This window comes from Herbaspirillum frisingense GSF30, assembly GCF_000300975.2.
Classification (GTDB): domain Bacteria; phylum Pseudomonadota; class Gammaproteobacteria; order Burkholderiales; family Burkholderiaceae_D; genus Herbaspirillum; species Herbaspirillum frisingense.
In genome coordinates, this window is sequence record NZ_AEEC02000043.1 from 22,720 (window position 1) to 37,642 (window position 14,923).

General features: G+C 62.5%; 15 protein-coding genes and 1 tRNA gene. 13 read left to right on the forward strand and 3 right to left on the reverse strand.

The features are described from left to right. Positions 1-157: 157 nt before the first annotated feature. On the forward strand, positions 158-304 hold the full coding sequence (locus tag HFRIS_RS25625; RefSeq protein ID WP_166758461.1) for a hypothetical protein: 147 nt from the start codon (positions 158-160) through the stop codon (positions 302-304). A 96-nt stretch (positions 305-400) separates the two neighbouring features. On the opposite strand, the gene HFRIS_RS21485 is transcribed toward HFRIS_RS25625, so the two are convergent. Continuing rightward, positions 401-892, reverse strand: a complete 492-nt coding sequence (locus HFRIS_RS21485; RefSeq protein WP_006465114.1) for a YqaA family protein — start codon at positions 890-892, stop codon at positions 401-403. Between the two features lie 354 nt (positions 893-1,246). On the opposite strand from HFRIS_RS21485, the gene ilvA reads away from it, so the two are divergent. From ilvA to rapZ, 6 genes are all read left to right on the forward strand, one after another. Next, positions 1,247-2,785 carry a threonine ammonia-lyase, biosynthetic gene (ilvA, locus tag HFRIS_RS21495; protein ID WP_256385239.1) on the forward strand — a complete coding sequence of 513 codons (1,539 nt, stop codon included), beginning with the start codon at positions 1,247-1,249 and terminating at the stop codon, positions 2,783-2,785. 86 nt (positions 2,786-2,871) lie between these two features. Continuing rightward, a complete protein-coding gene (gene queF / locus HFRIS_RS21500) occupies positions 2,872-3,756 on the forward strand; it encodes an NADPH-dependent 7-cyano-7-deazaguanine reductase QueF (RefSeq protein WP_006465117.1) in 885 nt (294 codons plus the stop codon). 314 nt (positions 3,757-4,070) lie between these two features. Beyond that, complete coding sequence (locus tag HFRIS_RS21505; RefSeq protein ID WP_039876853.1) at positions 4,071-4,697, forward strand: hypothetical protein; 627 nt, start codon at positions 4,071-4,073, stop codon at positions 4,695-4,697. Between the two features lie 273 nt (positions 4,698-4,970). Then, positions 4,971-5,444, forward strand: coding sequence for a PTS sugar transporter subunit IIA (locus HFRIS_RS21510; protein ID WP_039876855.1), 474 nt, complete (start codon positions 4,971-4,973; stop codon positions 5,442-5,444). 56 nt (positions 5,445-5,500) lie between these two features. After that, on the forward strand, positions 5,501-6,439 hold the full coding sequence (gene hprK, locus HFRIS_RS21515) for an HPr(Ser) kinase/phosphatase (RefSeq protein WP_006465120.1): 939 nt from the start codon (positions 5,501-5,503) through the stop codon (positions 6,437-6,439). Positions 6,440-6,543: 104 nt separating this feature from the next. Further along, positions 6,544-7,407 (forward strand): RNase adapter RapZ, encoded by an 864-nt coding sequence (gene rapZ, locus HFRIS_RS21520; protein WP_039876860.1) that lies wholly within the window; start codon positions 6,544-6,546, stop codon positions 7,405-7,407. Between the two features lie 22 nt (positions 7,408-7,429). On the opposite strand, the gene mutY is transcribed toward rapZ, so the two are convergent. Both mutY and mutM read right to left on the reverse strand, forming a co-directional pair. Continuing rightward, the gene (gene mutY / locus HFRIS_RS21525) at positions 7,430-8,563 is read right to left on the reverse strand and encodes an A/G-specific adenine glycosylase (RefSeq protein ID WP_006465122.1); all 1,134 of its coding nucleotides are present in this window, start codon (positions 8,561-8,563) and stop codon (positions 7,430-7,432) included. After that, positions 8,560-9,381, reverse strand: coding sequence for a bifunctional DNA-formamidopyrimidine glycosylase/DNA-(apurinic or apyrimidinic site) lyase (gene mutM / locus HFRIS_RS21530; RefSeq protein ID WP_006465123.1), 822 nt, complete (start codon positions 9,379-9,381; stop codon positions 8,560-8,562). The genes mutY and mutM overlap by 4 nt, the downstream gene beginning before the upstream one ends. Before the next feature lie 187 nt (positions 9,382-9,568). On the opposite strand from mutM, the gene HFRIS_RS21535 reads away from it, so the two are divergent. From HFRIS_RS21535 to HFRIS_RS21560, 6 genes are all read left to right on the forward strand, one after another. Next, complete coding sequence (locus HFRIS_RS21535) at positions 9,569-11,374, forward strand: tetratricopeptide repeat protein (RefSeq protein ID WP_006465124.1); 1,806 nt, start codon at positions 9,569-9,571, stop codon at positions 11,372-11,374. Next, positions 11,371-12,003, forward strand: coding sequence for a lipoprotein insertase outer membrane protein LolB (gene lolB, locus HFRIS_RS21540; RefSeq protein WP_006465125.1), 633 nt, complete (start codon positions 11,371-11,373; stop codon positions 12,001-12,003). The genes HFRIS_RS21535 and lolB overlap by 4 nt, the downstream gene beginning before the upstream one ends. Positions 12,004-12,060: 57 nt before the next feature. Continuing rightward, a complete protein-coding gene (gene ispE / locus HFRIS_RS21545) occupies positions 12,061-12,930 on the forward strand; it encodes a 4-(cytidine 5'-diphospho)-2-C-methyl-D-erythritol kinase (protein ID WP_006465126.1) in 870 nt (289 codons plus the stop codon). Positions 12,931-13,000: 70 nt separating this feature from the next. Further along, a tRNA-Gln gene (locus HFRIS_RS21550) sits at positions 13,001-13,077 on the forward strand. 127 nt (positions 13,078-13,204) lie between these two features. After that, the gene (locus tag HFRIS_RS21555) at positions 13,205-14,155 is read left to right on the forward strand and encodes a ribose-phosphate pyrophosphokinase (protein ID WP_006465127.1); all 951 of its coding nucleotides are present in this window, start codon (positions 13,205-13,207) and stop codon (positions 14,153-14,155) included. A 137-nt stretch (positions 14,156-14,292) separates the two neighbouring features. Continuing rightward, entirely contained in the window at positions 14,293-14,901 is a 609-nt protein-coding gene (locus HFRIS_RS21560; protein ID WP_006465128.1) for a 50S ribosomal protein L25/general stress protein Ctc, read from the forward strand. Positions 14,902-14,923: the final 22 nt, after the last annotated feature.

Sequence of the window (14,923 nt, forward strand, 5' to 3'; positions counted from 1 at the left end):
TGAATAAATCTATACTTCGTTCAGACCTCAGGTGAACATTCCTGAACCAATACCAGCGAGGAGGCTCCCATGTTGCAAGCACTGATGACGGAATTCCTGGAAAACCTGGCCATTACCCTGGCCGACTATGCCCAATGCAAGGCGTGAGGAAGAGATCATGAACACAATGAACACCGCGACAACCTTCAGTGACACCGGCCTTTACCTGAAGCTCAAGACACGCCACCTGGCGGTACTGGGCGTGACAGCCACCTTCCTGGCCATCCGCGTGGTGGAAGGCCTGCTGCCTGCCTTGAGCGCCTGAGTTGACCGCGTGAGCGCTTGCTCCGGCCAGCCAGACGGCACCTTCGGGTGCCGTTTTCATTTGCGTGAGCGCTGGCCTATCGATCCAGGGCCCGGATCACGCCAGCCAGCTCCCCAGCTTGTGCCAGAAGCCGTCCGGCACATTCAACAGCAGCCAGGTCATCAGTACATAGCGGATGAACTTGCCGATGGCCATGTACACCACCGAGGGCCAGAACGGCAGGCGCAGCCAGCCGGCCAGGGTACAGATGGGGTCGCCGATGCCGGGCAGCCAGGCCAGCAGCATGGTCTTGGCGCCAAACCTCTCCAGCCAGTGGAACCAGCGCGAGGAACGCTCCTTGGCGAAGGCCTGCTTGGCGCCATAGCCCATCCAGTAGTCGACGATACCGCCCAGGGTATTGCCCAGCGTGGCCACCAGGATCACCGGCCAGAACATCTCCGGACTGGCCTTGATGACGGCGAACACCGCCGGTTCCGAGCCCAGCGGCAGCAGTGTGGCGGAGATGAAGCTGATCAGGAAGACCGACGTCAGGCCGACCGTGGGGATAGCGAGGATATTGAGCAGCCAGAGGACGGCGGATTCGATCATGCAGGCGGAGGGTAGATTGAAGGCTGGCCGCGGCCAGGGGGGAATATGTTGCGAAACTTGCCATCCATCAAGCCTGGTCGAATGGCGCAGCGTGCATTCTAGCTGGTGCCATCGGGGCTGAATTCAAGAACTGAAGAAAGATTCACCCCCACCCGGAACTTCTCCCCCGGCTTGCCGGTGCCCTGCCCTGCGCCGGTGGGCTCCTTTATAATGTCCAGTTCCCCTGGACCGGAGCGGCTACCGCTCTCCGCGCCCAGGAGGAATCCCGACCGGCTTACCGAGCCGCTTTTTCCCTTTGCCTGATTGCGATATGACCGCGCCTGAACCCGCTGCTGCTCGCCTGACCTCACTTCACTGAAGACCGACATGAGTAACGATTATCTGAAAAAAATCCTGACTGCCCGCGTCTATGACGTCGCCCAAGAAACCCCGCTGGAACTGGCGAACACGCTGTCGCAAAGGATTGATAATCGAATTTACTTCAAGCGCGAAGACATGCAGAGCGTGTTCAGCTTCAAGCTGCGCGGCGCCTACAACAAGATGGCCCACCTGACGCCGGCGCAACTCAAGCGCGGCGTCATCTGCGCCTCCGCCGGCAACCACGCCCAGGGCGTGGCGCTGTCGGCCGCCCGCCTGGGCTGCCGCGCCGTGATCGTGATGCCCACCACCACCCCGCAGGTCAAGATCGACGCCGTCAAGGCGCGCGGCGGCGAAGTGGTGCTCTTCGGCGACTCCTTCACGGACGCCTATGAACACGCGCTGACGCTGGAAAAGAAGCAGAAACTGACCTTCGTGCATCCCTTCGACGATCCGTATGTGATCGCCGGGCAGGGGACGGTGGGTATGGAAATCCTGCGCCAGCACCCGGACCCGATCCACGCCATCTTCGTGGCCATCGGCGGTGGCGGCCTGATCGCCGGTGTGGCCTCCTACGTCAAGGCAGTGCGCCCGGACATCAAGATCATCGGCGTGCAGACCACCGACTCCGACGCCATGGCCCGCAGCCTCAAGGCCGGTCGCCGCGTGGCCCTGCCGGACGTGGGCCTGTTCTCGGACGGTACGGCCGTCAAGCTGGTCGGTGAAGAAACCTTCCGCATCGCCAAGGAACTGGTGGACGAGATCATCATCGTCGATACCGATGCTGTCTGTACCGCCATCAAGGACATCTTCCAGGACACCCGCAGCATCGTGGAGCCGGCCGGTGCACTGGCCGTGGCCGGCGCCAAGGCCTACGTAGAGCGCGCGCGTGCCAGCAAGAAGCCGATCAAGGGCGAGTCGCTCATCACCATCGCCTGCGGCGCCAACATGAACTTCGACCGCCTGCGCTTCGTAGCCGAGATGGCCGATGCCGGCGAGGCCCGCGAAGCCGTCTTTGCCGTCACCATCCCGGAAGAGCGCGGCAGCTTCCGCCGCTTCTGCGAGACTGTCGGCCCGCGCAACGTGACCGAGTTCAACTACCGCATCAGCGATGACAAGGCGGCGCACGTCTTCGTCGGCATCCAGGTCTCGGCCGCCGACGAGGCCGGCAAGATCGCCCGCAACTTCGAGAAGGCCGGCTTCGGCGTGCTGGACCTGACCCACGATGAACTGGCCAAGGTCCACATTCGTCACCTGGTGGGCGGCAAAAGTGAACTTGCCGGTGACGAACTGCTGTATCGCTTCGAATTCCCGGAGCGCCCGGGCGCGCTGATGAAATTCCTCTCCAGCATGAACCCGGGCTGGAACATCAGCCTGTTCCACTACCGCAACCAGGGTGGCGATGTCGGCCGCATCCTGATCGGCTTGCAGGTACCCAAGAAGGAGATGAAGGAGTTCCGCGCCTTCCTGGCGCAACTGGGCTATCGTCACTGGGACGAAACCAGGAACCCGCTGTACAAGCTGTTCCTCGGCTAGCACCGCTGGCCGCGCCCCAACCGGGCGCGGCCACGGCAATACCGAACGTCATCGCCAGCCCAGGCTGGCATCGCAGGAGCCTCACCATGAACCACACCACCCCGCCCGCCTCGACCGTCGCCACCACCGGCCATTCGCCGGAAAGCTCGCCCCTGGGCAAGAGCTCGGAATACCCCACCCATTACGATCCAACCCTGCTGTTCCCCATCCCGCGCGCGCCCAAGCGCGCCGAATTGCAGATCAGCGGCACCCTGCCCTTCTTCGGCGTCGATATCTGGACCGCCTATGAAATCTCCTGGCTGAACCTGCGCGGCAAGCCGCAGATCGCCATCGCCACCTTCATGGTGCCGGCCGATTCGCCCAACATCATCGAATCGAAGTCCTTCAAGCTGTACCTGAATTCGTTCAACCAGGAGCGCCTGGAAAATGCCGACCAACTGGTGGAAAAGCTGCGCACCGACCTGTCGGCCGCTGCAGGTGCCGGGGTGCAGGTGATGCTGACCGAATCGTCGCAGTTCGGCCAGTTGCAGTTCGGCGAACTGGCCGGCCTGTCGCTGGATCGCCTGGATGTGGAAATCGAACCCGCCAGCGGCGGCGCCCACCCCGACGGCAGCCAATTGCGCGCCAACCACGAGGAAGCCCTGGTCGAGGAAACCCTGGTCTCGCACCTGCTCAAGTCCAATTGCCCGGTGACCAGCCAGCCGGACTGGGGCAGCGTACAGATCCACTATGTGGGCGCGCCGATCGACCAGGAACGGCTGCTGAAATACATCATCGGATTCCGCGAGCACAACGAATTCCACGAGCAATGCGTGGAACGCATCTTCAGCGACATCCTGCGCTACTGCAAACCGCAGAAGCTGGCCGTCTATGCACGCTACACGCGACGCGGCGGCCTGGACATCAATCCCTGGCGCAGCAACTTCTCCAGCGCCAAACCGCCCTCGCAATTGCGTAACGCTCGTCAATAAGGCGGCGCCACTGATCCCGCCCGTCGGGTGCCAGTTGTAAAAACAACGTCAGCAAATTGTTACCGGATCTTGCCACCCAGGCACTTGCCTCCTTTAAGGGACAGGCGGCATGACCAAGATTTGGTAACATTTTCCGTTTTACAACAATGCAGATGAAGGGATATTTTTTCCTTCATGTCTGTCCACTCTTATGTGCATGAGCTTGCCAATCAGGCAGCGCCTTCGCACACCCGATCCTTCTTCAACCCCGTGCTACCACGTTCCAGCTCCGCGCCCCGGAGTCATGGGACTTCTGCTTTACGTCCACAATAACGATGACAACCACCACCCCACTGCGGCCTGCGACCGCTTCTGAACTTCGCACTGCCTCTGCCCGCCGCACGCTGTGTCGCGCCGCGTTTGTCGCGGCTGCCACCCTAGCGCTGGTGTCGGCGGCCCACGCCGAAGACAACCAGTACAGCCTGTGGCAACAGACCAAGGACCACGCCGCCCACATCTGGGACCAGGGCGACAGCGCCATCTACCTGTCCGGCGTGGCCCACCACGGCCGCAGCACCTATACCCCGCAGAAGCTGGATGAGCTCAATGAACACGCCTGGGGCCTGGGCTACGGCAAGACCCTGCGTAACGACAGTGGCAATGACGAGTCCCTGTATGGATTCGTGATCAAGGACTCGCACCGCCATCCGCAATACATGGCCGGTTATGCCTATGAATGGGTGTTTCCGATTGCCAAGACCGGCCTGGAAGTGGGCCTGGGCGGCACTGCCATGCTCATGAGCCGGCAGGATTACTTCCACAGCGTTCCCTTCCCGGTACCGTTGCCGCTGGCCTCCATCGGCACCCAGAAGGGCAAGATCATGTTTGCCTACGTGCCGCGCCTGTCCTCCAACAAGAACAACGGCGACGTGCTGCTGATCTTCGGCCGTATCGAGATGTAATTCGAGATGTAATTCGAGATGTAATTCGAGATGTCATTGCCGGTGATGCGATGACCGATGAGCGGGGCCGTGATGGATAAATCACCAACCCTCATCGGCGCTGGAGTCGGCAAAAATATTTCCACCTATCTCTACAAAAGTCGTACCTTGGGGCAAATCCGCTCTATCCGCCCGAAATCACCTGCTGTTCGGCGCTTTCAAAGCGTTCCTCCGGGTCCAAAGAGGCCTATAATCCTGCTCAAAGCTTCAGCCCGTGGCAATTCCTTGAGCGTCATGACTAATCTCGCAAAAATCCTGTCTCCAGAAAATGTGGTTCTGGATCTGGAAGTCTCCAGCAAAAAAAGAGCCTTCGAACAAGCCGGCCTGACTTTCGAAAACAACAGCGGCATCGCCCGCTCCACCGTTTCCGAAAACCTGTTTGCCCGTGAGCGTCTCGGTTCCACCGGACTGGGTCACGGCGTGGCCGTGCCGCACGGGCGTATCAAGGGCCTGAAGGCGCCGCTGGCGCTGTTCATGCGGCTGGCTGCACCGATCCCCTTCGAATCGCCCGACGGCCAGCCGGTCAAGCTGCTGATCTTCCTGCTCATTCCTGACAACGTGACGCAACAGCACCTGGAAATCCTCTCGGAAATCGCCGAGATGTTTTCCGACGACGCGTTCCGCAACGAGCTCGCCGTCGAAGCCGACCCTGCCGTGGTGCATGCACGCATCGTGACCTGGCAGACCTCGATGGAGAAGGCCGGCTGATCAGCCCGGCCGCTCCCGCTCGCCGCCCACCCGCCAGCAGACCAGACCGGATCTACATGCCCACTTATTCCGCGTTGTCGATACAGCAGCTTTACGAAGAAAACCGTGAATCCCTGCAATTGGGCTGGTTTGCCGGCTTCCCCGGCGGCGAACGCCTCATTTCCGGCGACGCCGTTTCGGCCTCCGACCAGGTGGGCCACCTGAACCTGATCCACCCGGGCCGCCTGCAGGTCTTCGGCCACCAGGAAATCGAATACTACAATCGCCTCTCCAACACCTCGCGCGCCTACCAGACCGCCGAGCTGGTGGCCGGCGAACCGCCGGCTTTCATCATCGCGCAGGGTCTCTCGACCCCGCCCGATCTGCTGGCGGTATGCGACGAAAAGAATATCCCGCTGTTCTCCACCCCGCTGCCGGCGGCGCAGGTGATCGACTACCTGCGGGTGTACCTGTCCAAGAAACTGGCGCAGCAGATCACCATGCACGGCGTGTTCATGGACGTGCTGGGCGTGGGTGTGCTGATCACCGGCGAATCCGGCCTGGGCAAGAGCGAGCTGGGGCTGGAACTGATTTCGCGCAGCCACGGCCTGGTGGCTGACGATGCCGTGGAGTTCGCCCGCATCGCCCCCAACATGATCGAAGGGCGCTGCCCGCCGCTGCTGCAGAACCTGCTCGAAGTGCGCGGACTGGGGCTGCTGGACATCAAGGCGATCTTCGGTGAGACCGCCGTGCGTCGCAAGATGCGCCTGAAGCTCATCGTGCACCTGGTCCGCCGCAGCACCCTGGAAGAAAACTACGAACGCCTGCCGCTGGATGCGCAGTATGAAGAAGTGCTGGGCCTGCCGATCCGCAAGGTGGTCATTCCCGTGGCGGCCGGCCGCAACATCGCGGTGCTGCTGGAAGCCGCCGTGCGCAATACCATCCTGCAGTTGCGCGGCATCGATACCCTCAAGGAATTCATCGAACGCCAGCGACGGGCAATGAACGGCGAATAGGCAGCGCGACGACGACGCACCAGCCCGCCAGCAAGCCTTTCCCGCCGCTCGGGAAAGGCCATCCCCTCCCACGAATCGACGCCCCATGCGTTATGATTGCCGCCATGAGAATCGTTCTGATCACCGGCATCTCCGGCTCCGGCAAATCGGTGGCACTCCATGTGCTGGAAGACGCCGGCTATTTCTGCGTCGACAATCTTCCACCCTCGTTGCTGTGCGACCTGGTGCAAACCCGCATCAAGGAAGGCGCCAGCATGCTGGCCGTGGCCACCGATGCGCGCAGCGCCGATTCCCTGGCCACCCTGCGCACCGACATCGAGACCCTGCGCGCCGAGGGACATGACGTCAAGGTCTTCTTCCTGACCGCCTCTGACGATACGCTCATCACCCGCTTCTCCGAAACCCGCCGCAGCCATCCGCTGTCGCACCGGCTGCTGCCCGGCCGCAATCCGGCCGACCGCCTCACGCTCACCGAATGCATTGCGCTGGAAAAGGAAATGCTGGGCGACATGCAGGACATCGGCTTGGTCATGGATACCTCGCAGCTGAGCTCCAACAAGCTGCGTCGCTGGATCAAGGAACTGGTGGACCTGGAACGCTCGCCGCTGACGCTGCAGATCGAGTCCTTCGGTTTCAAGCACGGCCTGCCGCTGGACGCCGATCTGGTGTTCGACGTGCGCATGCTGCCCAATCCCCACTACGACGCCGAATTGCGTCCACTGACCGGACGCGATGCACCGGTCATCGAATTCCTGGCGGCCTATCCCGAGGTGGCCGACATGTTCAACGACATCCGTGGCTTCGTGGAAAAATGGCTGCCGGCCTTCAAGGATGACAACCGCAGCTACCTCACCGTGGCCATCGGCTGCACCGGCGGTCAGCACCGCTCGGTCTATCTGGTCGAATTGCTGGCCAGCCACTTCCGCGCCACCGAGCAGGTGGTGAGCCGGCACCGCCAGTTGAACTGATCGCCCGAGCCGGTGCCGCCGGCTACACCACCGAGAGCAGGTCCCGCGTCCCCAGCACGCCCAGCAACAGCTTCTTGACCGGCGCCGGCAACGGCGCATCGGCCAGCCTGTGGGCCGGATACCAGAGCAGGCCGCGCTCGGCGATGGCCTGGCTGCGACTGCTCAGCGCCACCTGGAAGGGCGCCACGTGCAGCTTGAAGTGGGTAAAGACATGCGAGAACGGCTGCAGCTTGCGGCAGCCTTCCAGCTCGCCGTAGGGCGCCACCAGGGTGCGCACGGCGGTATCGAAGCGCGCCGCATCGGCCACGCCGATCTCCGGCAGCGACAGCAGGCCGCCCCAGATGCCACTGTCGGGCCGCTGTTCCAGCAGGACATCCTCACCGTGGGTGATGACCAGCATCACGGTTTCCTTTTCAGGAACCGCCTTCCTGGGCTTGCTCACCGGCAGTTCCGCCACCCGGTCCTGGGCCAGGGCCACGCAGCGCCCGGCCAGCGGGCAGCGCTCGCAGGCGGGCTTGCCGCGCACGCACAGGGTGGCGCCGAGGTCCATCAGGCCCTGGGTATAGGATTCGATATCCTGTTGCGGCAGGAGCGCCACGGCACGCAACCAGAGCTTGTCTTCGACCGGCTTGGCGCCCGGATAGCCATCGACCCCAAACACCCGCGCAAAGACGCGCTTGACGTTGCCATCCAGGATGGCGGCGCGGCGGCCATAGGAAAAGGCCGCAATCGCCGCCGCCGTGGAACGGCCGATGCCGGGCAGGTCGGCCAGCAGTTCGGGATCCTCCGGAAAGCGTCCACCGTATTCGGCCACCACGCGCTGCGCGCACTTGTGCAGGTTGCGCGCACGGGTGTAGTAGCCCAGCCCGCTCCAGAGCGCCATCACATCCTCGGAGGGAGCTGCCGCCAGCGAGAAGACATCCGGGCAGCGCTCCAGGAAGCGCTGGTAATACGGGATCACGGCCGCCACCTGGGTCTGCTGCAGCATGATTTCCGAGAGCCAGACGCGATAGGCGTCGCGGGTATTCTGCCAGGGCAGCTTGTGGCGACCGTGCTGTTTCTGCCACGCGATCACCTGAGCCGAGAAGGAGGAATCTTCATATTCCGACACATCACCGGCAGCAGCCTTGCCCCGTGATTCGACAATACCCTTCATTTCTGGCAACTCACGCAATAAAAAGTGGAACGCTGCCCCTGCTTGATCTGGCGGATCGGCGTGGCGCAGATGCGGCAGGCTTCGCCGGTGCGGTTATAGACGAAGTAACTCTGCTGGAAATAGCCCGACTGGCCATTGACGGCAATGAAGTCACGCAGCGTGCTGCCGCCCTGCTCGATGGCCGCGGCCAGCGTTTCACGAATGGCCTCGGCCAGGCGTTCGTAGCGCGCCAGGCTGATCTTGTAGGCCGGCGTCCTGGGATTGATGCGCGCCTTGAACAGGCTCTCGGACGCGTAGATATTGCCCACCCCCACCACGATGTCGCCGGCCAGCAATACCTGCTTGATCGGCGCGCTGCGGCCACGGGTCTGCTTGAACAGCTCGCGGGCGCTGAACTTGTCTTCCAGCGGCTCCAGCCCCAGGCTGCGCAGCAGCAGGTGTTCCTCGACGGCGCCATCGGCGATGTCATGCCAGAGGATCGCGCCGAAGCGACGCGGATCGGTCATGCGCATGACCTGGCCGCCCACTTCCAGATCGAAATGATCATGCTTTTGCGGCGCGATGCCCGGCGGCAGGATGCGCAGGTGACCGGACATGCCCAGGTGCACGATCAGGGTGCCATGGTCGAAATGGATCAGCAGGTATTTGCCGCGACGTCCGGTACGCCGGATCACCCGCCCCGCCAGCAGGCCCTGCAAGCCCGTCGGGAACGGCCAGCGCAGGCCGGTGTGACGCAGGACGACGCCGCTGACGGTCTGGCCTTCGAGATAGGGCGCGACCCCGCGACGGGTGACTTCGACTTCTGGTAATTCTGGCATCGGCTGGCGGATAAGGGAGGACGGGCGTGAAGCTGCATATGATAATGCAGATGCCGAAAACAAGACCTGAAGCCGCAGGTGCAACCTGCGCAGGGAAGCTTGTCAAAGATGGATTACACTGCGCTGTCAGCAAAGCCACGTTTGTTGCGCGTAAAATCGAAACTCTCCGAATCGTCAGGATGAAATCTTGAAAAAAACCATCGCTCTCCTCACCAGTTCCCTGCTGCTGACTGCCTGCGCAAGCCTGCAACAGCCCGGCGACAAGGCGGATGCCCAGGCGGCCCAGGACCAGAAGAGCGCGTCGGCCAAGTCGGCCGCCAATCGCAAGAAAGCCCCCAAGGCCAAGGTCCAGCCGCAGGAAGACACCCTGCCTGCGCTGGAGCTGAGCGAGGACATCCTTTACAAAGTGCTGACAGCCGAGATCGCCTTCCAGCGTGGTCAATGGCAGTCGGCCTACGTGACCATGCTGGCGGCCGCGCAGCAGACACGCGACCCGCGCCTGGCCAAGCGTGCTGCCGAGATGGCGGTAGCGGCGCGCCAGGCGGGCGAAGCACTGGTGGCGGTGCGCCTGTGGACCGAACTGGCACCGCACTCCGATGAAGCCCTGCAGAACTACCTGGGCCTGATCATGCTCTCGGACAGCGTCGATGAAATCGAACCGCTGCTGACCCAGCGCCTGGCCGATGCCGCGCCCCAGGCGCGTGGCCCGATGATCCTGCAGATCCAGCGCCTGCTCTCGCGGGCCAAGGACAAGCAGGCCAGCTTCACCATCCTGCAGAACATCACCAAGCCCTATGGCGACCTGATGGAAACCCACCTGGCCCTGGCCCAGGGCGCCTTCAGCATCGGCGACGGCGCCCAGGCCCAGCGCGAGGCGCGCGCGGCCCTGAAGATCAAGCCGGACTCCGAACTGGCCGTGCTGACCGCCGCCCAGGTGGCCTCCGACAACAAGGACGCCACCAAGCTGGTGACCGACTTCCTGCGCAAGTATCCCGATGCGCGCGAAGTGCGCGTGGCCTACGCCCGCAGCCTGGTGGAACAGAAGGATTACAAGCAGGCCCGCAGCCAGTTCGAGACGCTGTTGAAGGAAGACGGCGAAGACGCCACCACCCTCTTCGCGCTGGGCGTGCTGTCGGCCCAGACCGACCAGTTGAAGGACGCCGAATACTATCTGCAGCGCTACCTGCAGGTGCTCTCGGCCCAGCCTGAAGATGATCGCGACCCCAGCCAGGCGCTCCTGCTGCTCTCGCGCATCGCCGAGGAACGGCGCGATCTGGATTCGGCGCTGCGCTACCTGGACCAGGCTGAACCGGGCAGCGAAGGCTACGTCAACATCCAGGTGCGCCGTGCCCAGCTGCTGGCACGCAAGGCCGACATCGAAGGTGCCCGCAAGGCCCTGGAACAGGCCCAGTCCGAATCGGCCAATGATGGTGAGCAACTGCAACTGCTGCTGGCCGAATCGAGCCTGCTGCGCGACGCCAACCGCAACCAGGAAGCCGCCGACGTGCTCAAGGGCGGCCTGGAACGCTTCCCCAACAATACCGACCTGCTCTACGACTATTCCATGGTCCTGGAAAAGCTGGGCAAGTACGACGAGATGGAAAAGTCCCTGCGTCGCGTGATGCAACTGGCCCCCGGCAACCAGCACGCCTACAACGCCCTGGGCTATTCGCTGGCCGATCGCAATGTGCGCCTGCCGGAAGCGCTGGAGCTGATCCAGAAGGCGGCCGACCTGGCCCCGGAAGATGCCTTCATCGCCGACAGCCTGGGCTGGGTGCTGTTCCGCATGGGTCGCGCCGAACAGGCCGAGACCCAGATGCGCCGCGCCTATGGACTGCGTCCGGATGTCGAGATCGGCGTCCACTTGGGCGAAGTGCTCTGGACCAACGGCAAGCAGGATGAGGCGCGCAAGGTATGGCGTGAGGCTGCGCTGAAGGAACCCAACAATGAAGTCCTGAAAAGCACGCTGGCGCGGCTCAATGTGAAGTTATGAGTCGCTTGCGTTCCTATCATGGCTTCCTGAAGGCGGCGCCTTTCTGTCTGGCCGTCCTGCTGGCCGGCTGCGCCACGGTATCGCAGGACAGCGTGGCGCCCAACGCCAGCGCGCCGGTCTACCAGTCCAGCATCGAGATCGATGGCCGCATCTCGGTCCAGTACGAGCAGGACCAGCGCCCGCAGTCTCTGCACGGCAGCTTCTTCTGGAAGCAGACCCCGCAGGAACTGAACCTGGACATGTTCTCGCCCCTGGGCCAGACGGTCGCCACCATCAACGTCAAGCCCGGCATCGCCACCCTGGTGCAATCCGGGCTCGCACCGCAGGTGGCGCCCGATGTGGATGAACTGGCCGCGCAATCGCTGGGGTGGCCGCTGCCGGTGTCGGGCATGCGCCAGTGGCTGCAGGGCAGTGGCACCGACGCCAGCGGCAAGCCCTTCACCGCCCGCGCCGGCACGGAAGCAGCCAGCTTCGACACGCGCGATGGCTGGCGCATCACCTACGCCAACTGGGAGACCGATGCCGCCAGCGGCCAGGCCCGCCCCAAGCGCATCGACATGACCCGCAGCACCGCCCAGGCCGGCAAGGTCGCCATCCGCATCGCCATCGATGGCTGGAAAAAACCCTGAACGCGCTGCCCTGAGACCACCCGTCTTCACTTGCCCCCACCCGACCACGCAACACGCATGACCACCACGCTCACCGCCTGCCCGGCACCGGCCAAGCTCAATCTGTTCCTGCACGTGACCGGCCGCCGTCCGGATGGCTATCACCTGCTGCAATCGGCCTTCCAGTTGATCGACCGGAGCGACACGCTGGACTTCGCCCTGCGCGACGACGGCCGCATCGTCAGGACCAATGAGGTGCCGGGCGTGCCGGCCGAGTCCGATCTGGTGATCCGCGCGGCGCACCTGCTGCGCGAGACCAGCGGCAAGCCCCACCTGGGCGCCGACATCACCGTGCACAAGATCCTGCCCATGGGCGGTGGCGTGGGCGGTGGCTCATCGGACGCGGCGACCACGCTGATGGTCTTGAATCATCTGTGGAATTGCGGATACAATCGCGCCTCTCTGATGGAGATGGGCCTGAAACTGGGCGCCGACGTTCCCTTCTTCCTGTTTGGCCGCAATGCATTCGCAGAAGGCGTGGGTGAAGAGCTGGCGGCACTGCGAACCGCGGATTGCTGGTTCGTGGTCATCGAACCAGGCGTATCTGTTCCAACTTCTTTAATATTTTCTTCAAAGTTGTTGACAAGGGATACTGAACCCGTCAGAATAACGGACTTTCCTGATGCGACGAAACAAATCGCTTCCAGCTTCGGGAAGAACGATCTGGAAATGGTGGCAACTGCGCATTTCCCCGAAGTTGCAGCGGCAGTCGAATGGCTGAGCAGGTTCGGAAGCGCAAGAATGACCGGATCTGGCGCCTGTGTGTTTTGTGCATTCGAACACGAACATCAGGCAGACGAAGTGCTCAAGCAATTGCCTTCGCGCTGGATCGGCTGGAAAGCCAAAGCGATGCAGGAACATCCTCTCGCCCATTTAGTGCAGTCGTAAAGAAGAATTGGTTTGACGTGAGCGCAGCGCCTGGCATAGAGCGCGCGACACGGCGAGCAGCAAGTTGCGTAGGGGAATCGCCAAGCTGGTTAAGGCACCGGATTTTGATTCCGGCATTCCAAGGTTCGAATCCTTGTTCCCCTGCCATTTAATTCGGACAGGCCGCAGTACAGGCCCGGGTCCAGTCAGAAAAATAAGCCGTCAATGTGAGACCGATCAAGTCAAGCATTGTCGGCTTTTCGACTTTTTAACGATTGCATTCAGGGATACCCACATGGCACTTGAGAACCTGATGGTTTTTACGGGCAACGCCAACCCCGAACTGGCGCGCGGCGTCGCTGAGAAACTCGGTATCCCGCTGGGCAAGGCCAATGTTTCCAAGTTCTCCGACGGCGAAGTCATGGTCGAGATCAATGAAAACGTTCGCGGCAAGGACGTCTTCGTGCTGCAGTCCACCTGCGCACCGACCAATGACAACCTGATGGAAATCATGATCATGGTCGACGCTCTGAAGCGCGCTTCGGCCGGTCGCATCACTGCCGCCATCCCCTACTTCGGTTATGCCCGCCAGGATCGCCGCCCGCGTTCGGCACGGGTGGCCATCTCGGCCAAGGTCGTGGCCAACATGCTGCAGGAAGCCGGCGTCGAACGCGTCCTGATCATGGATCTGCACGCAGACCAGATCCAGGGCTTCTTCGACATCCCGGTGGACAACATCTACGCCTCGCCCATCCTGCTGGGTGACCTGGTCAACAAGAACTACGACGACCTGCTGGTGGTCTCGCCCGACGTCGGCGGCGTGGTGCGCGCCCGCGCGCTGGCCAAGCGCCTGAACTGCGATCTGGCCATCATCGACAAGCGTCGTCCCAAGGCCAACGTCTCCGAAGTGATGAACATCATCGGTGAAGTCGAAGGCCGCAACTGCGTCATCATGGATGACATGGTCGACACCGCCGGCACCCTGACCAAGGCTGCCGAAGTGTTGAAGGAACGTGGCGCCAAGAAGGTCGTGGCCTACTGTACCCACCCGGTGCTGTCGGGTCCGGCCATCGACCGCATCGCCAATTCGCCCCTGGACGAACTGGTGGTGACCGATACCATCCCGCTGTCGCCGGCTGCACGTGGCTGCGCCAAGGTGCGTCAACTGACCTGCGCGGACCTGCTGGCCGAGACCTTCAAGCGCATCACCAAGGGTGACTCGGTGATGTCGCTGTTCGCTGAATAAGATTTTGCATTCGCCTCGCTGCGGTTTTCCGTGGCGAGGTTTTTTCATATTCCCTGGTCGCGGGGAATATTTAACTTGCGGGGCAACCGTCGATTGAATGATTCAACGACGAGCCCTGCCAACATTGGAGCTTCAACATGAAAGTGATCGCCTTTCCGCGTAATGAACAGGGCACCGGAGCGAGCCGCCGCCTGCGTCGCGCGGGTCAAACCCCGGGTATCGTCTACGGTGGCACCGCTGCCCCGCTGAACATCGCCGTTGACCACAACGCCCTGTACCACGCCCTGAAGAAGGAAACCTTCCACTCGTCCATCCTGGACCTGGAAATCGACGGCAAGGTCGAACAAGTGCTGCTGCGTGACTTCCAAGTCCACGCTTTCAAGCAACTGGTCCTGCACGTTGACTTCCAACGCGTGGACGCTTCCCAGAAGCTGCACACCAAGGTGCCCCTGCACTTCGTGAACGCTGAAGTGTCGCCGGCCGTCAAGCTGCACGCCGGCATCATCAGCCACGTGGCTGCTGAACTGGACGTGACCTGCCTGCCGAAGAACCTGCCTGAGTTCATCGAAGTCGACCTGTCCAAGCTGGACGTCGGCCAATCGATCCACCTGGCTGACCTGAAGCTGCCCAACGGCGTGACCGCCGTCACCCAGGAAAACCTGACCATCGCCACCGCCACCGTGCCGGCCGGTCAAGTTGCCGCTGAAGGTGAAGCTGCTGCTGGCGGCGCCGAAGAAGCCAAGTAATCCGCTTTCTTCCGCTGTAGAC